16 protein-coding genes are annotated in these 19941 nt (G+C 44.8%); 8 read left to right on the forward strand and 8 right to left on the reverse strand.

Going from position 1 to position 19941, the window contains the following annotated elements; genetic code table 11:
* The first annotated feature begins 4 nt into the window (after positions 1–4).
* The 5 genes from R7Z50_RS05975 (at position 5) to R7Z50_RS05995 (ending at position 6604) form a co-directional block, all read left to right on the forward strand.
* On the forward strand, positions 5–223 hold the full coding sequence (locus R7Z50_RS05975; protein ID WP_005377723.1) for a hypothetical protein: 219 nt from the start codon (positions 5–7) through the stop codon (positions 221–223).
* Between the two features lie 324 nt (positions 224–547).
* Positions 548–1312: an ABC transporter ATP-binding protein gene (locus tag R7Z50_RS05980; RefSeq protein ID WP_005389081.1), complete on the forward strand. Its 765-nt coding sequence runs from the start codon at positions 548–550 to the stop codon at positions 1310–1312.
* A gap of 11 nt (positions 1313–1323) precedes the next feature.
* A complete protein-coding gene (locus tag R7Z50_RS05985; protein WP_005377718.1) occupies positions 1324–2208 on the forward strand; it encodes an iron-siderophore ABC transporter substrate-binding protein in 885 nt (294 codons plus the stop codon).
* Positions 2205–4181, forward strand: coding sequence for a Fe(3+)-hydroxamate ABC transporter permease FhuB (fhuB, locus tag R7Z50_RS05990; RefSeq protein WP_062730624.1), 1977 nt, complete (start codon positions 2205–2207; stop codon positions 4179–4181). The genes R7Z50_RS05985 and fhuB overlap by 4 nt, the downstream gene beginning before the upstream one ends.
* Before the next feature lie 200 nt (positions 4182–4381).
* Positions 4382–6604, forward strand: a complete 2223-nt coding sequence (locus R7Z50_RS05995) for a TonB-dependent siderophore receptor (RefSeq protein ID WP_205390854.1) — start codon at positions 4382–4384, stop codon at positions 6602–6604.
* A gap of 42 nt (positions 6605–6646) precedes the next feature.
* Here R7Z50_RS05995 and R7Z50_RS06000 read toward each other — a convergent pair whose 3' ends face one another.
* The 6 genes from R7Z50_RS06000 to R7Z50_RS06025 form a co-directional block, all read right to left on the reverse strand.
* Entirely contained in the window at positions 6647–7195 is a 549-nt protein-coding gene (locus R7Z50_RS06000) for a hypothetical protein (RefSeq protein ID WP_085569861.1), read from the reverse strand.
* Between the two features lie 250 nt (positions 7196–7445).
* Entirely contained in the window at positions 7446–9221 is a 1776-nt protein-coding gene (locus R7Z50_RS06005) for an ABC transporter transmembrane domain-containing protein (protein ID WP_047102215.1), read from the reverse strand.
* Between the two features lie 3 nt (positions 9222–9224).
* On the reverse strand, positions 9225–10964 hold the full coding sequence (locus tag R7Z50_RS06010) for an ABC transporter transmembrane domain-containing protein (protein WP_132936644.1): 1740 nt from the start codon (positions 10962–10964) through the stop codon (positions 9225–9227).
* Positions 10965–11235: 271 nt separating this feature from the next.
* Entirely contained in the window at positions 11236–11727 is a 492-nt protein-coding gene (locus R7Z50_RS06015; protein WP_005377704.1) for a type II secretion system protein, read from the reverse strand.
* Positions 11728–11931: 204 nt separating this feature from the next.
* On the reverse strand, positions 11932–13275 hold the full coding sequence (locus R7Z50_RS06020) for a sodium/glutamate symporter (protein ID WP_086046743.1): 1344 nt from the start codon (positions 13273–13275) through the stop codon (positions 11932–11934).
* A 425-nt stretch (positions 13276–13700) separates the two neighbouring features.
* Complete coding sequence (locus R7Z50_RS06025) at positions 13701–14579, reverse strand: LysR family transcriptional regulator (protein WP_206970835.1); 879 nt, start codon at positions 14577–14579, stop codon at positions 13701–13703.
* A gap of 103 nt (positions 14580–14682) precedes the next feature.
* Between R7Z50_RS06025 and R7Z50_RS06030 the strand changes: the two genes are divergently transcribed.
* Both R7Z50_RS06030 and R7Z50_RS06035 read left to right on the forward strand, forming a co-directional pair.
* Positions 14683–14970 carry a putative quinol monooxygenase gene (locus R7Z50_RS06030; RefSeq protein WP_318148950.1) on the forward strand — a complete coding sequence of 96 codons (288 nt, stop codon included), beginning with the start codon at positions 14683–14685 and terminating at the stop codon, positions 14968–14970.
* Between the two features lie 11 nt (positions 14971–14981).
* A complete protein-coding gene (locus tag R7Z50_RS06035; RefSeq protein ID WP_206970834.1) occupies positions 14982–15959 on the forward strand; it encodes a Gfo/Idh/MocA family protein in 978 nt (325 codons plus the stop codon).
* 85 nt (positions 15960–16044) lie between these two features.
* On the opposite strand, the gene R7Z50_RS06040 is transcribed toward R7Z50_RS06035, so the two are convergent.
* Positions 16045–16731, reverse strand: coding sequence for a DNA-3-methyladenine glycosylase I (locus R7Z50_RS06040; RefSeq protein WP_206970833.1), 687 nt, complete (start codon positions 16729–16731; stop codon positions 16045–16047).
* 86 nt (positions 16732–16817) lie between these two features.
* On the opposite strand from R7Z50_RS06040, the gene R7Z50_RS06045 reads away from it, so the two are divergent.
* Positions 16818–17012, forward strand: coding sequence for a hypothetical protein (locus R7Z50_RS06045; protein WP_005377692.1), 195 nt, complete (start codon positions 16818–16820; stop codon positions 17010–17012).
* A gap of 85 nt (positions 17013–17097) precedes the next feature.
* Here R7Z50_RS06045 and R7Z50_RS06050 read toward each other — a convergent pair whose 3' ends face one another.
* Complete coding sequence (locus R7Z50_RS06050) at positions 17098–19908, reverse strand: Hsp70 family protein (RefSeq protein WP_206970832.1); 2811 nt, start codon at positions 19906–19908, stop codon at positions 17098–17100.
* Positions 19909–19941 lie beyond the last annotated feature (33 nt).

Consider the following 19941-nt stretch of genomic DNA (forward strand, 5'->3'; position numbering starts at 1 on the left):
AAGTATGTTGTGGGAAACCCTTGAAAGAGTAAACCGCTTACGCCAACAAGCACTTGCAAATCCTGAGTTTGTTGAGTCAGCAAAAGAGCACGAACAAGCACTTCAGGAGCAAGAATACCATTATCAAACTAAGAAAAAGCGTTCAGCCAAAGACAAACAAGGTAAAAAGTCGCTGGCCGATATCTATAAAGAAGTAGAGTTTGGCGCTGACGCTCGTCATTAATGTATTCACTGCGGCATTTTTCATTTCTTCATACGCTGCAGTATTCGTTCAAATTTATGCGAGAGCAGTGGGAGACCGCTGCTCTCGTTGACCTGCCTATAATTTACTAATGAAGTTCAGCAGAGCAAATTATCACTAACACTTAGCAATTCTCTCAATGATCTTGTTTATGTAATGATAATGACAACGGTTTGCATTTGTATCTTTGTTGTTATATAAAACCTCCCTTATTAATCGCTCTGTTGAATAAGAACGGCAAACGTGATCAACGAATGAGAGCTTTGAATAACTGTTATTCGTAAATGGCTATTAGGTGAAGTAGGGATGTTGGAAGCTAAAGCACTCCAGTTTGAGATTGAAGGCAAGTCATTGCTAAAAGCGTTTGATGTGACATTTGAACCCGGAAAAACATACGCCCTTGTTGGACACAATGGTTCAGGAAAATCCACATTGTTAAAGTTGCTGGCACAGCAACAGCAATACACAGCTGGTGACGTGGTTCTGCATGGAACGAGCATTAACGATCTCTCAGCGAAAAAATTCGCCCAACATATTGCCTACTTGCCTCAGCATCTTCCGGTGACCGACAGTATTTTAGGTCGAGATTTAGTCGGTTTTGGTCGTTATCCATGGCATGGTTTACTTGGACGTTTGAGTAAGAAAGATCACGACATTGTTGAAGAAGCAATGGCGATGACAGGCACACTAAAATACGCAGATCGCTTAGTGGACACGTTATCTGGAGGAGAGCGTCAACGTGTGTGGCTAGCTATGCTGTTAGCCCAAAAAACCGAGTATTTGCTTCTTGATGAGCCTTTGTCTGCGCTAGATATCAGCCATCAAGTAGATATGTTGAAGCTTATCTCTAAACTCAGTCAAGAACTGGGTTTGGGCGTTATTATCGTATTACACGATATCAACTTGGCTGCACGATTTTGCGACTACATCGTTGCATTACATCAAGGTGATTTGATTGCACAAGGCAATGTTGAACAGGTGTTTACTGAACCTAAGTTGAGGGACATATATGGGATAGAGATGATGATCTCTGACCACCCTGCGGGTTATCCGGTGGCGATGCCAAGCTAAAGGTTGGAATAATGAGCAGTACAAACACTCGACTTAAACATTTCTCTTTCGCTCTCTCACTTAGTGCGCTTTTGGTCAGTTCTTTTCAAGCACTAGCTGACGCATCACCTCGGGTGATGTCGGTTGATTGGACACAAACTGAAACGATGTTGGCTTTAGGGGTCGTACCTGTAGGCGTTGCTCAAGGGCAAGATTACGATGCTTGGGTAAAATCGCCACCGTTACCACCTCAAACGAAGGATGTAGGGTTAAGAACTCAACCCAATATAGAGCGCATTTACGAGCTCAGACCTGATCGTATTTTTATTGCCCCGTACTTCTCCTCAATGAAGCATCGCTTAGTTGATATCGCCCCGGTTACCACCATTGACTTATATGAAAGCGGGATTACGGATTGGTCGGTACTTACCAGTTTCACTCGGAGGTTTGGTGAAGAGCTGGGAAGAGAGGCGGAAGCAGAGGCGCTTATCCAACAATATGAAAAACGTTTGTCTTTATTAAAACAGCGTATAAATAAAGGCCAGCCGCCACTTCTAATGATTCAGTTTATGGATACAAAGCACGTACGTGTTTTTGGTCAAAATAGTCTTTACTCCCAGGCTATCGAAAAGATTGGGCTGAGTAATGCATGGAATGAAAAGACGAATAGCTGGGGCTTCAGCCTAGTTGGCATCGACAAGTTAGCTGGCATAAAAGCTCAAATCGTTATCGTAGAGCCATTACCTTATGGTGGAGCGGAGCAGCTCTCTCAAGACCCATTTTGGCAATATGTTGTTCAACAATCTGGTGAAAAGGTCATGCAAGTCGCGCCCGTTTGGAGTTTTGGTTCTATGCCTTCAGCCCTCCGTTTCGCAGAGTTAGTTACGGCGAGTAAGGTCGAGGAGTTAACACAATGAAAACGATGCCTTTAAGCTTTGTGGTGTTACTTTCGGCATTTACCTTTTCTATTGGTGCTTTCCAATTGTACCAAGTAAGCTCATTTTCGTTAGCTCTAAGCAGTTTATGGGAGCCTAACTTTCAATCTATCGATTCAGTTTTACTTCACTTTAGCTGGTGGCCTCGAGTCTTCACCACGATTATATCTGGTGCTGGATTAGCGGTTGCTGGGGTATTGATGCAGCAAGTGCTGCGTAACCCTCTCGCTTCACCCACGACACTTGGTGTGGCGAGCGGTTCAAGTTTTGCTTTGATGTTAGCAACGCTATTCGCACCTTGGATGTTGGATATCGCGCCTAATTTGGTTGCTCTCATCGGCGGTGTGATATCGATGGGGTTGGTGATGCTGTTGTCATGGCGACGAGCGTTATCTCCAACGGTTGTCGTCGTTTCTGGGTTAGTGATAAACCTGTACTTTGCATCATTAAGTACGGTTATTCTGATGATGAATACCGAAAAGCTGAATGGGTTAATGATATGGGGAGCCGGTTCGCTTGTTCAGAGTGGATGGGGAGATTTCTCGTATCTTGCCCCTCGAATCGCACTTGCTACGGTCGTTGCATTTGTGATTGCAAAGCCGTTAAGTCTGTTGGAACTCTCCGAGCAAGGTGCCAAGAGTTTAGGTGTCTCGCTAGCTAAGTTGCGTTTTGTCTGTCTTGGGCTTGCGGTGTTAATCACTTCTTGGGTGGTTTCTGCCGTAGGAATCATCGGTTTCATCGGGTTAGCGGCGCCAGCGATTACTCGATTGATAGGTATCAATAAAGTCCAGCATAAGCTTTGGGTATCAATGCTAATTGGTGCCATGTTATTGACTTTAACCGATTTGGTTATTCAGCAACTGCCAGGGCTAATGGCGAGTTTTATACCAACGGGAGCAGCAACGGCTGCATTGGGCGCTCCGTTACTGTTATGGCTGTTACCTCGTTTATCACAAAAGACGCAGGGCCATACTCAAACAGTGTTAACTCGACACCGTCAACATGTTTACAAGCTAAACCCTAAAGCGATCTCATTGGCGTTGATCGGTACGTTAATTTCCGTTGTCCTTTTTGCCACGGTTGCTGTGCAAAATGAAGGGTGGACAAACTTAATTGCTAGCCAAAATTGGATTTTTTTGGAATGGCGCGCACCTAGATTATTTGCAGCAGCAATTGCGGGGGCAATGTTGGCGATTGCTGGAACCATGATTCAACGCCTAAGTGGAAACCCAATGGCAAGTCCTGAAGTGATCGGTATCAGTTCAGGGACAGCGATGGGATTGATCATCGCGATGTTTACTGGGTTTGGTTCGTCAATTTTCACTCTTTCTCTAGGCGGGCTCGTAGGCGCATTAGCGACGGTATTAGTCATTGTGCTGCTAAACCGTAAGTCAGGCTTTCAGCCGGAGCGTATTTTGTTGACTGGTATTGCGATAACCGCACTGATGAATGCAATACAGAGCTTTATTCTAGCCACTGGTGACCCAAGAAGTTATCAAGCATTGGCTTGGTTGTCTGGGTCTACCTACTATGTCTCGGTTGAAACGTTACTCCCATTGTCTTTATCTGCGCTTGTCTTTATAGGGTTGAGTTTTCTCTGCGTAAGATGGCTAGATATTCTTCCTGTCGGTGCCGCTTCCTCTAAAGCACTTGGAATTCGAGTTGATCGTTCACGCGCAATACTGCTTCTTTTAGTTGCTTGTCTCACGGTCAGTGCGACATTGGTTGTTGGCCCGATTAGCTTTGTTGGGTTGTTGGCTCCGCATTTAGCTCGCTTATTTGGTTTTAACAAAGCGTCACAACACATGTTATGCGCCGCGATACTGGGGGCAGGGGTGATGTTGTTGGCTGACTGGTTGGGACGACAGGTCCTTTACCCGCAAGAAATACCAACAGGGCTTATGGCGTCTCTCATTGGCGGTTTGTATTTAATGTGGGGTTTACGCCGCTTATAGAAATGAGCTAAGCCTCAACCAAGAAAGTACTTATACAAATAAGCACTCGTAGTGGCATTCGTAACCTATGCGAGTGCTTTATGCAAAACCTCTGGTTTGTCTTTTACGGAAACAACTGGCGATGCCGTAACTCGCTTTTCTTTCAGCGGTCGCTGAAGTCATGAAGGGTTGGTTTGGCTGCCGACAAAAAGGAGAAGAATATGACTCGGCAGTTTATGCTGACACCAACGTCGATGGCGGTTGTATTAGCTTTATCAACGCCAAATGTCTTGGCTCAGGAAGATGAAAATATAGTTGTGATTGGACAGCAGCAAGACAGTGCAGTTGGTCCTGATTTTAGTTATCTTGGAGCGAAGAGTCGGGCAGCGACGAAAACTGATATTGCCATCAATGAGACTCCAAGAGCGGTGTCTGTTGTTACGCGAGAGCAAATGGATGATCGTGCCTCTATTAGCATTTCTGACGCGCTACAGTACACACCAAGCATTCAAACTAACTATTTTGGCGAAGATAACAAGCAAGATTGGTTTATTATTCGTGGTTTTAAACAGGCGAACAGCGGGTTGTATCAAGATGGTACCCGTTTATATTCTTCTGGCTTCTATAGTTGGCAAATAGATCCGTTTGCGTTAGAGAGGGTTGAAGTTTTACGTGGTGCAGCGTCTGTTCTTTATGGGCAAAACCCTCCAGGTGGGGTTATCAATGTTGTCAGTAAGCGACCTCAATTTGATGGGGGGTCAGGACTTGTATCTTTGGAGTACGGTTCTGAAGACCGTAAACAACTTTCTCTTGACGTAAACTCTGAGGTGAGTGAGCAGCTAGCTTTCCGCTTTCAAGGGTTAGCGAGAAAAAATGGGACGAGAATTAGTGGGGTAGAAGCAGAGCGCATTCTTCTCTCTCCATCGATGACGTACAAATTTAATGAGACGTCTGAAATTACCTTTCTAACGAGCTATCAAAAAGACGACTCAGATCCTTATCTGCAATTTTTGCCAGTTGAAGGAACGTTAACGCCAAACAAAAATGGAAAGATCAGTGATAGTTTAGCGATAGGCAATCCTAACTGGGAGACGTTTGAGCGTGAGCAGGTGTCTTTAGGCTATGAGTTTTCTCATGCATTTAATGATACCACTTCATTTGTTCAAGCAGCTCGTTACAGCGAAATGGATGTTAAGCTAAGACAAATGTATTCGTACGTTTACTCGGCTGACGTGCCTGCGTTGGGGCCGGCTTTGGACCCATCAAATGAACGCAAAACCATACTTCGGGGTGCTTCAACAGAAGATGGCTCATCTGATGCTTTTAATATCGATAATCGTTTGATGCACCAAGTAAATTGGGGAAGTGTTGAGCATAACTTGATGTTGGGCATAGATTTTCAAATGATCAGTATCGATGGTAAAGATTTTGCCAATGACCCTATCGTTGCTAATGGTAATGCATTATTAAACACACCAATGGGAGCTTTGCCCGATCCTAGGTTTAATGTATTTAATCCTACTTATTCGGATAACATAATGTTACTCGATCCGAATACGCTACAACCATTGAGCGAAACCGATAAGCAAAGAACGAAAATCGATAATCAGCAGCTCGGCGTCTACTTTCAAGATCATATGCTGATCAACGATAAATGGGCGATGTTATTGGGCGCACGTTACGACGATACAAGTAATGAAGTACATAATGTTACCACGGGTGCTCGCACGAAAGTCGATAATGGAGAGTGGACGTTTAGCGTGGGAACGGCTTATATTTCTGATTCTGGCTTCACGCCATACTTTAGTTACTCTCAGTACTTTGATCCAATTATTCAAGAAGACAGCAATGGTAAGCCAGCGAAGCCTGAAAGCGGTGATCAATTTGAAATCGGTATGAAATACCAACCGGATTCATTTGATGGCTATTTCAATATTGCAACGTATCGGGCAACAAAAGAAAACTTGGCTCGTATCTACTTGAGTGAATTAACGCAAATAGGAAAAATAGAAAATAACGGCGTTGAGTTTGAAGCTGTAGCTAATGTGACACCATCCTTAACATTGATCGGGAACATTGCGTACGTTGATGCAGAGATAAAAGAAGACATCAATAAGGCATGGGTTGGCAAAACACCTTCCCAAGTGGCGAATACCGTATCATCAGCTTGGGCACATTATCGTTTCTTTGATGGACCTCTTGATGGCTTTGCTGTTGGCTTAGGCGCGCGCTATACAGGTGAGTCATACGGAGACAATGAAGAGAGACTAAAAGTACCAAGTTATTTCTTAATGGATGCGACGGTCAGTTATCGAATCGGCGATTACAAGCTACAAGTCGCAGCTAAAAACATCGCGGATAAAAAGTACATAGCGACATGTGATGGCTTTTGTTGGTATGGCGACCGACAAAATGTTATTGCAAGTTTAACTTACGACTGGTGAGTTAACGTATAAATAAACACCCCTCACTTTAGGGGTGTTTATTTAGAAATCGGCTTTACGGACAAAGTGCGGGTTTTTGTACTTTTTCTGCGGGCCAAACGATGATACGACAAGTTTGTTCCATAACGTTTTGTCAAACTCACCCTTTGGAATCGAAGGGTAGAGGGTTTCCTCTTCTTCTCTTGCAAAGTTCATATATTGTTTCTTTTTAATTTGATTGTACTTTTTGGCGATCTGGTTATGTTTTCTTACCCACTCCAGCTTGTAATTGTGGAGCACTTTTTCACCTTCTTCGAGAGCCATTCGAGATAGGAACAGTCGCTTGTATGAGACCTTTCTGTCCAGCATTGTGCGCATAACGGTTTGGATATATTTACCGTGATGCGTAATGGTAATGTCGTTTTCATCAATAGGAGTGACACACCAGCCTTTAGGTAAAAAGTCTGGCTTCTTAAATTGCTTATTACGTTCCATTAGCGCCTGATGTAAAACTAAATCAGAGGTGCCGCGGAACGTCTTTTGCCATTTACCGATACGAATTTGAATCGAACCAGGCAAGCGATAGATGTTAGTAAACTTATCTTTGTCCATGGACTTGTGTCATGAGATTAATGTGCATAATTAGAAAGCGGAATTCAGTCCAATGCCACAGGCAGTAGACTTAAGTACCGTACGATTTTACAACGACCTTGCGCGATATAGCGAGGGGTTATGTCAATAATAGGTAAGAAATAGAAAATTAGTTCACATTATGAAGAAATTGGAAGCTAACAGGTTAAATTTTGAAGTTACACCAATTATGCCCATGCCGACTAAATAAAAAGAAGGCACGGGCATAAAATCACACCGCTTCTTCGAGTTGCTTGGTGTCTTCTTCAATCTGTTGTAGATGTCGGTTTGCTTGCTGTAACTGATACATTTGGGCATAGCGACCATTTTGCGTTAAGAGTGCTTTGTGTGTGCCTTTCTCGACTAACTCCCCATGATGAAGAACAATGATTTGGTCTGCATCTAGGATAGTTGAAAGCCGATGAGCAATAACAACGAGCGTCATGTCTTGTCTGAGTACCGCCAAGCTCTTTTGGATTAAAGCCTCTGTTCCTGAGTCAATATTTGCGGTTGCTTCATCCAATATCAATATCTTAGGTTTTACCACAAGCACACGTGCTAACGCCAAAAGCTGTTTCTGACCTGCAGATAAATTAGTTTCGCCTTGACCTAACTGCGTGTCTAGCCCGTTAGGGTAACGATGAATTTGTTCTGCCAAACCTACCTTGTCTAACGCATCCCATATTTGATTGTCATCAACCGCCCGACTGAGAGAGATGTTTTCTCTGACTGAAGCAGGGAGAATATGTGGATCTTGTTGAACCATTGCCACATCTTTGCGAAGTACGTCTTTCCCTAATGTTTTAAGTGGACGACCATCTATGAGCAGTTCACCACATTGCGTTGGATAAAAGCCCATTAACAGTGACGCTAATGTGCTTTTACCGCTTCCTGTATGCCCGACAAGCGCGATAAAGTCTTGGTGGTTGGCCTTCAACGAAATGTCTTTTAGGACGTCCTGTTTACCATCGTAGCTAAATGTGAGGTCTTTAAGTTCGATAGCACCTGACCTTAATGGTTGATGATCGCCCCCGTAAGTTTGTTCTTTCGCATCAATCAATTCAAAAACACGTTCGCTTGATACTAACGCCTGCTGAAGTAGAGCAAGTTGCTGAGTCATCTCAATTAGTGGTTCAGTAACTCGCGCAAGATAACTGATAAATGCATACAGTACCCCCACACCAATCAACTCAATACCATTAAAACCAAAGATCGCAACCAAGCAAAGCAACGCAAGACCAGCGAGTAAGTCCATTAATGGTCTTAGCAGATAGCCGTTTAGCCGAATCACTCGTTTAGATGCCACCAGATGCTCTGCGGTTAGCTCGTTGAACTGTTTATTAAAACGCTCTTCTTGTTGCATTAATTGAATGACACTCATCCCTTGAATGGATTCACTCAGATTCGCATTTATATCGGTCAATAGGTCACGCATCTTTCGGTAGCTTTCTGTACTTAGCTGCTTAAACAAGTACATAAAGCCGATGACGATCGGCAGCAATACAAGCACAACGAGTGTGAGCTTCCAGCTCATGAAAAACATAACGCCAAGCATTACGACAATCATGACCACGTTTTTCACCACGGTCGCGATCAAAAGCTCATAAAATTGCTGTAAAGATTCCGTATCGTTGGTGATTCGCGACACCAATTTTCCAGCAGGAGTGTAATCAAACGCAGATAACGGCTGCTTAATCACGCCAGAAAATACTTGCTTACGAATCGCTTTGATCGTGTTAGCCGCGACAATGCTAAATTGCAATGACTGAAAATACTGGAATGTTGCCGATACGATCTGAAGAGCGATATAACCTACTGCTAGCGAAATCAGAACACTTTGTGAATAGTCACCTTTAGCGATGTGCTCATCAATGAAATATTGAATCAACCAAGGGCCGCCGGCGCTAGCTAACGCTGCAATAAACAGCAAGGCGAGTCCTTTAATCATTGGCTTTGGTTGAGATAATGGGTAAGACATTAACCGTTTAAACGTGCTGGTCTGGTTCATTCATTATTCCTCCATCGCCTGCTCTAGTTTTTGGTACTCTAACATTTCGGCGTACCATCCCTGATGCGCTAATAAAGCGCTATGTTGCCCACGTTCAGTAATGTGGCCGTGATTCAAGACAATGATCTCGTCTGCTGCTTCCAATGCGGTGAGGCGGTGTGCAATAACGATTAGGGCTTGATCACGGTAGTGTGTTTCCAAATTCTTAAGGATTTGATGTTCGGTCCGTCCATCAACAGCGGAAAGTGCATCGTCCAAAACCAACACTTGGGCATTCAGCAGCATAGCGCGTGCTATCGCAATACGTTGTTTTTGCCCGCCGGAGAGTGTAATGCCTTTTTCACCAACTTCTGTTTGGTAGCCTTCAGGAAACTTCTCAATATCGTCATGTATACAGGCTAACTTTGCTGCTCTATAGACTTCTTCTTTCTCTGCATTAGGGTTGCCTAAGGCAATATTGTCGAAGATAGATTTGGAGAATAGAAACGGACTTTGGTTAACGACAGCAAAACGGTTGCGCCACTGTGGAAGTAGGGCATCCTTGATCTCGACATCACCGAATTTAATTGAGCCGTTTTCTAAATCATGTTGACGCAAAAGTAGTGTTAACAGGGTCGATTTTCCGCTTCCTACCGGCCCTGCAACTCCCAACATTTTTCCGGGTTCCAGTTCGATGTTTACTTCCGTCAAAGCGGGCGGTAAATCACTAGACCAATGGAAATCGTCGATATCAATTTTCAACGGAAGTGGTTTATTTTCTATTGGCTTATTGCCACTGATAATTGCTGGCTTTTCATCAAAGATCTCTTGTAATCGGTTCCATGCAGCAGAGCCTCTTTCTAAAATGTTAAATAAGAATGCGAATGCCAGCATCGGCCATATCATCAACCCTAAATACATCGTAAATGCGGTCAGATCACCAAGCGTGATCTCACCTTTATCAACAAGGTAAGCACCAGCAGCGACACTAAGAAGGAAAGAAAGACCGATGGTTAACTGAATTGCCGGGTCAAATCTAGCATCGACTCTTGCAACAGCGATGTTCTTTTCGCCAGTATCATCCACAACCTCTTCAAAACGTTGCTGCTCTTGGTTTTCTAATCCGAAAGCACGCAGCATTCGCACGCCATTAAGTGACTCTTGTGTCATGTCTGACATGGTAGAAAAGGCTTCCTGAGCGACACGAAAGCGTTGATGTAGGATGCGCACAATAAAGAAGATGATGATGGCAAGAAATGGCATTGGAAGAAGCGCCATTACGGTGAGCTTCCAGCTTACTTGCGTTACCATAATGATTAAAACCGCAATACCAGTGATCAAAGAGTCTGCGGCGGTTAAAACCCCTTCGCCGGCTGTCATAACGATATTACGCACATCATTAGTGCCACGAGCCATCAGATCCCCCGTCTTGTAACGTTCAAAAAAACGAGGTGGCTGTGTCGATAAATGCCTATATAGACGGTTACGTAGAATGGTCCCGAGCTCCCAGCTTGCGCCGAAAAGCCAAATTCGCCATAAGATGCGACACCCATAAATGGTAAAGATCAGTACAGTTAACCCTGAGAGCCATAGAATCAGCGTATTTGTATCTAAAGTGTTGTCTACGACGCCGTCAACTATGATGCCAACTGCTTTGGGCGGAACAAGCTGTAGTGCTGATATCACAGCGAAAAGCAGAATGGATCCGACATAGTGCCTCCACTTTTGTTGGAAATACCAACGTAGCTGCCAGAATATTCTCATTACGCCTCCCGCTTTAAATTATTGAATTTGTTATAGAACTATTATTGAGCGAAATGATGAGTTTACAAGCACAAGTTATAGGCGGGTTTAAAAACGATAGATTGTTTCAATTATAGCCATGTGTCGGCGCAAATTACTGGTTTTATCTCTATGAGCTAACTGTGCGACGACATTATGTGAAATAGTTGTTAATGGTTGTTTTGGAGCCATTACCTTGCAATAACGATGAAGACACCAAAAGTAAAAGTGTTACTGCCACTCTATATGGGAATTAGCAATCGTCAGTTTGTATTTTGTATTTCACTTGGCCACCTGGAGTTTCTGGGTAGTAAACTTCGACATAACACATATGTTCTGGACCAACAGGCTTGTTTGCAAAACCAATAAGGAAGTAGGGCTCGTCTGGGCTGTCTACCCCATACCAAGTGTTGATAGTGAGTTGCGGATCAAAGCCTGCTAGCTCTTTTGCTGGAATAACATTTTTGATAAATCCAAAGTAACCAATTAGGTCGTTATGGCCGTCATTATCTAGATCAATGTTATATTGTATGCCGCCATCTACTGTCTCTTGAGATTGAATCACTGCTTTGGTGTAGACAAAGTTGTTGGCGGTCATGAGTGCTTCTCTGGCTCCATATAGAACCGCCACTCTGGCATCTTTTTGTAAGCCAAGAAATTTAGGAAATGCAACGACGCTTACAATACCAAGAATGATGATGCACACAATGAGTTCAATAAGAGTAAATCCTTGAGAGCGACGCACAGCTTTTCTCCATGTTTTAGAAACGAATAGGCGGCTATTCTGATATAGAAACTTTCAGGTCAAGTATTAAAAAAGAATGATAGTAAGAGATCGGGATTGCAAATCTCAAATATAAAACAAGTTGCTTATTTTCGGAATGAGGAGTGATTTTGATAAAAACCAAGGAATGAACTCGAGAGGATAAAATCCTCCCGAGTAAAGCGACTAAGATTCGTGTGTCAGAGCACTGCGGTTACGTTTAAAAATGAATCGCCAAATAAATAAGACAATTGCGATGTAACCTAATCCTACCCCAAGCGCTTGCCAGTGCATGCCGTTATACATCGCGATTGGCATCAAAGAGATGATGAAGATGTCAGTGATTGAGCCAGGGACATAAGCGATGGCGTAATCATCAAGCACCTTGCTACGCATTTTTGGATCAACAATACGAAGCAACGCAATACCCATGGCAACCGTACCGGTTAACCAACCCCAAGAGAAAATGCCTTTCTCGAACCAATCTTCGCCCATGATACGTGGGGCAACCCAGAAGATTAGCCATAGTGTGAAGGCGATACCGCCGATTGCAAGCACTACCATCGGCATTAAATACTGGGCTAAGACGGTAATCTTGATGGCTGAGATACCAAAGATAATCAAATAATCGGTACTGATGCCCGCAGCGTGTTTGAATGCACCGTCACAAAGATAGCGTGAAGCCTTCGTTTGTTTCGCGATGATTCGCACAAGCATGCCGCCAAGGAAGCCGGTTACGAACGTAGGAATTTGTACCTTATCGTGGAAAGAAGATAAGTAGTTAGCCGCTACATACGAGAAAGCCGTTACCACTACAACCAACGCCGCGTGAATCGCAAAAGAATCAACCGACAGGGAAGACATGGTGTCTTTCATTACCGGCGCTTGATCATCAGGCTTAACGAGCCCCTTGCGTTCGTGTTCATCCATGCTATCGAAGGTCGTAAAGCTACGAATCCAACCCATCTTCAATGCGAATTGCAGCATGAGCATGCCGACAGAAATTGAAATGAAAATACCCACGGTTGCGAACGTTAAGCCAAGTGTGAAGCCATCTTCCCAGCCAAGCCCCGTGAAGATTTCACCAACAACAGAGGCAGACCCGTGACCACCCATAAAGCCCGCAGACATTGTCACACCAAAGCCGGGATTAATCTCTGGCCAGAAGAAGGTTGTGAGAACTAGACCAAACATTGCCGCAAACAACCACTGAGAAACAGAAGCGATTTGGTTAAACGCCCACAATGAGCCAGCACGCTGTGCGACGGTTTTAGGTGATGGAACATCCGTTGCCAGACCTAACGCAGAAAAAAGTGCAGCAGTTAATAGGCTTGCGTTAGCGGTAAACGTATCGGTCCAAGGCAGTACGTCTAACAGGGCTGGTCCAAAAATTAGACCGAATAATCCTGCGAGAACCGCCGATGGAATGTACATACGCTGTAGTAATGGCGCGTGAACGCGAATGACTTTTGCCAAAATCAATAGTAAGCCAGCGATGGCTAAGTCAGTCAGCATTAGACCTTTAGGCATCTTATCCTCCAGTAAATGCAGTCAAGGGGTAGCGTCCTTGTGACCTACCTTGAATAAAAATCTCTCTCAAGCCAAAAAGCCACATACGTGACTAAAAGCGTTGAGAAATCAATGTCGTTTTCATAAGCAAAGGAATGTGCTTATGCAATTTGAAATGAGTGTAAATGTTGTGATTGCACACGAACAGGAAGAGAAATTAGATTAAATTTCTCGATATTTTTTGATAGTTCACTCAGGAAAGGCGGCAATCCTAGTCACTTTGTCAGAGCAATGCAATTGATGGGAATCAACAAATAGTGTTCACTAAGTGAGCGTTCTATACTAACGGCCTGAAAAATAAAGACAATTAACAAGCAATAATATTTGTCATATCGACAATAAAAGTTGATTGAGTGGTTAAATTGTCGCCGCTTTATGAGGTGGTGTTACGGATTCACATGCGAAAGAACAAAATCAACCAAGGTGCGGTTTTTAAGGGAAAGCTGTTTTGAACGGTAAAGCAGGTGGATCGGTTTTGGCTTGGGAGTATGTTGCTGGAGAATTTCTACCAAGGCACCAGATTGAATTTCCTGTTCAACTAAGATCTTTGGTTGAAGAAGAACACCAGAGCCTTTTAACGCGGCAAACTTAAGCACATCACCATTATTAGACGTTAATCGGGTGTTGCTGTTTCCAAAGGTATTAGATGGCATGTTCACCACCTGTTGGCTTTCCCCTTGGTGGTACTGAAATCCCAAACAATGATGATGTTCAAGGTCATCAAGCGATTGGATAGGGGCATGCAGCTTAAGATAAGAGGGTGAGGCGCAGTAAGTCATGTCGTATTGCCCGAGTTTTCTTGCAACTAACGATGAATCGACCAACTCACCAATACGAATAATCACGTCTGCTTCGCTTCGATATGGGTCAATCAAACTGTTATCCAACATTAACTCAACGTTCAGTTCGGGAAATTCTGCTAAGAAGTCAGCCACGATGGGCGCAATCACCTTTTTACCATACGTGACAGGGCAGTTAACTTTTACAGTTCCGGTTGGACGGTTGATCAGCGTCTGGATCAGGTTCTCTGCGTTGGTGATGTCTTCAATAATGCGGTGGCACTCTTGGTAGTAGAGTCTGCCAGCTTCGGTCAGGGACTGTTTGCGCGTGGTGCGATGAATCAGCTGTGTACCTAAGCTTTGCTCAAGAAAGTTCACGTGCTTGCCAACCATGGTCGGTGAAATATCAAAGTGGTGTGCTGCATTACGAAAGCTGCCGTGTTCGACCACGTAAGCGAAAACTTTCATGCTTGTTAATTTATCCATTGCACACCCAGAGTTGATAAAGAAATAACTAAAGCAGAGTTTATCAATCAAATGAGGTTAATTACAGTGGGCGTATGATTAAGAATGGAGAAAGAGATCCATCATGAGCGAGACGATTTTTGTTACCGCCGAACTGAAAATGAATGCCGATAAGCCAAGACAACAAGTGGTTGAAGCCATTGAACAATTTTGCCTTGATATGCAAAGCGAAGCGGGGTGCTTGCAAGCGAATGCGACCTACGATTCTAAAGATCCAAAACGTGTGATTCTTTGGGAGCGATATGAAAACCGCACCGCGATTGAAGCGCATTTTGCTATGCCGCATACACAAGCGTTTATTGCGGCTGAAATGGCAGAGTTAGTTCAAGCATTCGAAACCCAAGCTCAATAGGAGAGGCGAACATGAAATGGGGTATTTTAGGCACAAGCTTTATCTCAGGTGTCATGGCTGAGGCAATCCAAGGCGATGACAAGAGTGAACTGTACGCGGTTGCTGGGCGTTCGGAGCAGAACTTAAAGACATTCGCTGAGCAATATGGCATCGAGAATACGTTCAACGATTACGATGCGTTGATTGCCGATGAGCAAGTCGACATTATTTACATCGCATTGCCAAATCACCTTCATCATGACTTTATCGTTAAAGCGGCAGAGCAGGGAAAAGCGATCCTGTGTGAAAAGTCACTGTCGGTAGATATGGAAAAAACCGAGTTGGCACTAAAAGCAGTCGAAACGCACAAGGTATTCTTTACTGAGGGTTTGATGTACTTACATCACCCGTTGATTAGCGAGTTGGTTTCTGTGCTTAAATCGGGAGAGATTGGTGAACTTCGCTCCATTCACACGTCTTATATTGCGTCGATTGCGCAGTTTGTTAATCCAGACAGTAAAGGTGCTTTGTATAACTTAGGTTGCTACCCAATGTCATTGGTGCATTTGGTGGTGAAAACCATGTTGGGTGAACAAGCCTTTGGAAACCGCTCTATGACGGCGATTGGTCGACGAGGTAACGATGGGAATATCTGTGAATCGAGTTTGATGATGCAATTCGGTGAGCAACAAACGGCGAGCGTACACACCGCCGAAGATCATGGATTGAAACACCAATTCACCATTCTGGGTAGCAAAGGCTGTATTACGTTAGATTCAAACCCATGGCTACCAACGCAAGAAAACCAGTTTAGTGTGGAAATTTACGAGACGTCGAAGCGTGAAGTGTCTGTACCGGCTGCAGGGGGCGCTTTCTTCTATCAAGTGCACAATATTCGCCAAGCGGTTGAAGCAGGGCGTACCTCGTTAGAAAACCCTTGTGCAACATGGGAAGACTCTCACCGTATTATGCAGCTACTGACTGAGTGGGAATCACTAGCTTCAAAGTAAGTGTGTAATTGAACCAATGAAAATAAAAACGGCGCACTAAATACAATATTTGGTGCGCCGTTTTTTATTTTGTGTTCAGTCTGGATTAAATGCGATTATCGCCGGTGCTGAACGCAATGATTTGGCTGATCTCAGTCAGGCTTCGACCACTTTCTTGTTGCCATTGAACAAACGCTTTGTTGGTTGCATCGAGCGATTTTTTCGTATCTTTGCCACCTTCAATGATTTTGCAATTGCGCAGGTAAGCCTCGACGTCACTAGACAAGATAAAGGTATCAACGCCCATTTGGCGAAGTGTGTAAGGACCGGTATTCCCACCTAGGCGATTACCGCGTTTCTTTAAATATGCCCATAGGTCGGTGATTTTCTCTTGCGGCCAATCGGCAACCATTTTGCCAAACGAGCCGTATTCGATTTTTGCTTCGTGGATCATACGAGCGTTGGCAGGAATCGACATGACTTTAGTGAGATGGCGAATGATGCGTTTGTCGGTTGCTTTGGTTTCCCATTGCTCGTCTGACAGCATCAACAGCGGCTCAATCTTAAATCCGAAGAACACTTCTTCGAAGTTCGGCCATTTGTTGCGAACCACGCTCCATGAAATCCCACTTTGGAATACCTTCATCGAAAAAGCGGCCAGCCAACGGTCATCTGGAATCGCAGCCAGTTCCTCTTTGCTTAGTGGATGAGACAAAAGCGCTTCAAGTTGATCTTCACCACCTTTACGCTCGGCAGCGCGCTGATAAATCGCGTCAAATTTTTCGATACTCATAAAAGAAGTTAGTCCTAGTTTATGTCGATATTTGCGAAACATACTACGCTTAAGTGGCTGAATCGTAAATTGATGGAGTGTCACAAATGAAGAAGGTCACATTAACGTTTGTCGGGGAAGGTTCGGATCGTATTGCAGAAAAATTCTATGCGTGGATGACGGACGGTGGGTTAGAAGACAGCATGATTGAGAATTTATCTGACCGTGAAATCTCAGTTGTCGGCATCAGCGATATGGATAACGAAACGCGTGATGTGGTGATCAATACGGAAATGAACTAACGAGTCTTCTTTCGTCAGCTATTAGAATTAGATAAAACAAAGCCCTTCACGAGAAGGGCTTTGTTGCGTTTATAAGCGTGAGAGCCTAGTTATTTACCAGCGTCAGACCGCTTGGCAGTGCATCACCGAAGATACGCTTCGATTCGCTCTCAGATAGCTCTTTGACTTCTTCAACCAATGATACCCAAGATTCAGGTACCTTGGTTTGCTTCAACTTAGCCAGCACTTGCTCACGGTAGTCGTCAGAGATATCGAATAGTCGGTCGCCCGTCTTACGACAAATCATTACGGCTGCGAAAGCGATCATTGGCTCTTTCTGCCAGTTCTGCTCTAGCAGCTTAGGCAACCACTGTTCCGCTTGTTCACGAGGAACGACGTTATGCTGACTGCCATATAAAGGCGTACGTGATGCCAAGCGACCCATTGCCCACCAGTGTGCTTGTTCGAACTGGTTATGGTTGATGGCTTTGCTCAAGAACCACGTTGCCAATAGAACTTTGTCTTCGACTTCTAAATGCTCCAGAGAGGCAGACAAGCGCACCATCGACTCGTAACCCATATCTTGTGCCGCTTTGGCGGATTGTGGGTTTTTCATCGCACCAGGATGTAGGTATTTCGCGATGTCCGCCAAGATGGTCTCTTGTTGCTCTTGGCTTAAACCACCGGCAATACGACGCCAGAACACCCACCAGTCGGTCCAACCTTGATGGTTCTTAAACTGAATGTTTTGTTGGTAGAGACCCCAAACTTGCTCAATACGCCATGAGTCGGTTGGATCGCCAAAGCCCGGACGCAGTGCAAAGCCAGCCAAACGAAGCCAGTTTTTCTCGTGTTGTTCTGAACGGCGGCGACGCTTACGACCTTGTGCAAAGGTATCGAACAGTTGACGTAGGGTCGTGAAATCCCATTCATCGCGTTTGCCAAGTTTCTTCTCAAGATCTTTGGCTAAGGTTTTGATCTCTTTGCTTTCCGCGCTTTTCTTATTACCGCTGTAAAGGCGAGCGATCAGCTCCTTACATTCGTTCAACTTAGGGTGAAGTTTAACTTGCTCGCTGTCATCGGTTTGCTTGTTACGAACTTCGAACTCCAGCTCCCAACGTTTGCTATCGTCTTCTGCGCTGACACATTCCATCTTAAGCGTGCCGACTTCAGTCAACTGACACGCCAGTTGCACTTCTACGCGCTCTTTCTGGTTGGCTTGCAGTTCGGCACCTTCACCTTCAAGGGTGGTGATATAAGGCGGCAGGGGAGCAAACAAGTCCGGATCAACGTCAACCATTACACCGTTTTGAATGGCGGTGTTATTGGTTAAGGTGTCGTGGGTAGAAGTCAGCAGGTTAAAGCGAACGGGCTCACCTAGGGTAAGCGAGAAGCGGCGACCACTTAATCGGATCTCGTGTCCTTCTTCTGTGCCTTTTGCAAGCAAACAGAGCGCTTTGCCCATCTTGTTCTTTTCTTGAAGATGCAAGAAGTAAGAACGCGCTGCGCCACCACCAATTTTAAGTTGTGCGCCACGACGCGCTTTACCAAATGCAACAGCACCCAGTGCAACCGACCAATCTGGATGTGGGTTGTCTAATACCGTAACTGGTGCACCGCGCCAATCGGAAAGTAGGGTAGTGACACGCTCAGTCACAAGCTCACTGTTGAACACACCACCATTGAGTAGCAAACCGACTGGAATGGCATTTTGTTTGTCGTCTTCAATGCCAAGTGCGGCACGAGAGACTTGCTGATGCGTCGTTAAGAACTCGGCAACGTGTTTGCTCACTGCTGGGTCGGCAACGTATGGAAGACCAAACTCGACAACCGCGCTGCGGCGTTTATCTGGTACTTCACTGAAATCAGAAAGCGGGAAGAAGCCATCTAAAGCGATTTGGTGCACTTCTTGTTTGCTCAGCCCAATACTCTTTGTTCCGCCAAGAAGTTTCGAGCCGCTGCCCAGCATGGTGATTTTCACTTCTTCAGGTGCATTCGCTGAAAGCAGGTTTTCTTTCGCTTTACGCGTTTGCTGAATCAACTTAGTCAGGCTTGCGGCAGTGAGCTTCTTACTTTGGTTGAAGCGGCTTTCTGCAAGGTGTGCTAATGCTAAATCGAGGTTATCACCACCAAGCATCAAGTGTTCGCCAACGCCAATGCGGTCAAGGGCTAGCTCATCTTGAGAAGAGAAACTGGCTTCAATCAAGCTCAAGTCGGTAGTACCACCGCCCACATCACACACCAGAATCAGCGGTAACTCTTTGAGTTTATCAGCTGCGGTTTGCTGGTGGCGTGCGTACCAGTCGTAACATACGGCTTGTGGTTCTTCGAGCAGGACGATTTTCTTTAAACCAGCTAGCTGTGCCGCTTCAAGCGTGAGTTTACGAGCGGTTTCATCGAACGACGCTGGAACGGTCACAACCACATCTTGGTCTTCTAACTTATTGCTAGGATGACGGTAGTTCCATGCTTGGCGAATGTGGTTGAGGTAGCTTGCGCTGGCAATGACGGGAGAGACTTTATCTACGTCTTGCGCACCAGCCCAAGGAAGAATGTCTGAACTACGATCCACTGCTTGGTGCGATAGCCAGCTTTTAGCACTGGATACTTGACGTCCTTCCACCTTAGCGCCTAATTCACGAGCCCATTCACCCACGATCACATTACTAATGTCGCCAGATACAGGTTCGTTTTCCCAAGGAAGTGTTAGGTCAGAAGGGGAGATTTGACCAACCGCTGGGTGATAGCGGAAAGAGGGCAACAATGGCTTACGAACCACTTCACCCGGGCCAATCAATTGGTCGATGTCGAATAGGGATACTTCGGATTGTTCAAGGTTGTCGGTGATTTCACAGTACGCCACCACAGTGTTTGTGGTGCCAAGGTCAATACCAACAAGAAAACGAGGAGATGCCATACAAACCTTCGTGTATTTAAAAACGGCACCCGA

It is taken from the genome of Vibrio sp. 1249-1 (assembly GCF_033340495.1).

Coding starts and splice junctions, on each gene's coding strand:
- R7Z50_RS06040 (WP_206970833.1), bottom strand. CDS start 16,731: ATGAGTATCGAAAAATTTGACGCGATTTATCAGCGCGCTGCCGAGCGT.
- R7Z50_RS06010 (WP_132936644.1), bottom strand. CDS start 10,964: ATGAGAATATTCTGGCAGCTACGTTGGTATTTCCAACAAAAGTGGAGG.
- R7Z50_RS06000 (WP_085569861.1), bottom strand. CDS start 7,195: ATGGACAAAGATAAGTTTACTAACATCTATCGCTTGCCTGGTTCGATT.
- R7Z50_RS06050 (WP_206970832.1), bottom strand. CDS start 19,908: ATGGCATCTCCTCGTTTTCTTGTTGGTATTGACCTTGGCACCACAAAC.
- R7Z50_RS05975 (WP_005377723.1), top strand. CDS start 5: ATGTTGTGGGAAACCCTTGAAAGAGTAAACCGCTTACGCCAACAAGCA.
- R7Z50_RS05985 (WP_005377718.1), top strand. CDS start 1,324: ATGAGCAGTACAAACACTCGACTTAAACATTTCTCTTTCGCTCTCTCA.
- R7Z50_RS06005 (WP_047102215.1), bottom strand. CDS start 9,221: ATGAACCAGACCAGCACGTTTAAACGGTTAATGTCTTACCCATTATCT.
- R7Z50_RS06035 (WP_206970834.1), top strand. CDS start 14,982: ATGAAATGGGGTATTTTAGGCACAAGCTTTATCTCAGGTGTCATGGCT.
- R7Z50_RS05980 (WP_005389081.1), top strand. CDS start 548: ATGTTGGAAGCTAAAGCACTCCAGTTTGAGATTGAAGGCAAGTCATTG.
- R7Z50_RS06020 (WP_086046743.1), bottom strand. CDS start 13,275: ATGCCTAAAGGTCTAATGCTGACTGACTTAGCCATCGCTGGCTTACTA.
- R7Z50_RS05995 (WP_205390854.1), top strand. CDS start 4,382: ATGACTCGGCAGTTTATGCTGACACCAACGTCGATGGCGGTTGTATTA.
- R7Z50_RS06025 (WP_206970835.1), bottom strand. CDS start 14,579: ATGGATAAATTAACAAGCATGAAAGTTTTCGCTTACGTGGTCGAACAC.
- R7Z50_RS06045 (WP_005377692.1), top strand. CDS start 16,818: ATGAAGAAGGTCACATTAACGTTTGTCGGGGAAGGTTCGGATCGTATT.
- R7Z50_RS06030 (WP_318148950.1), top strand. CDS start 14,683: ATGAGCGAGACGATTTTTGTTACCGCCGAACTGAAAATGAATGCCGAT.
- fhuB (WP_062730624.1), top strand. CDS start 2,205: ATGAAAACGATGCCTTTAAGCTTTGTGGTGTTACTTTCGGCATTTACC.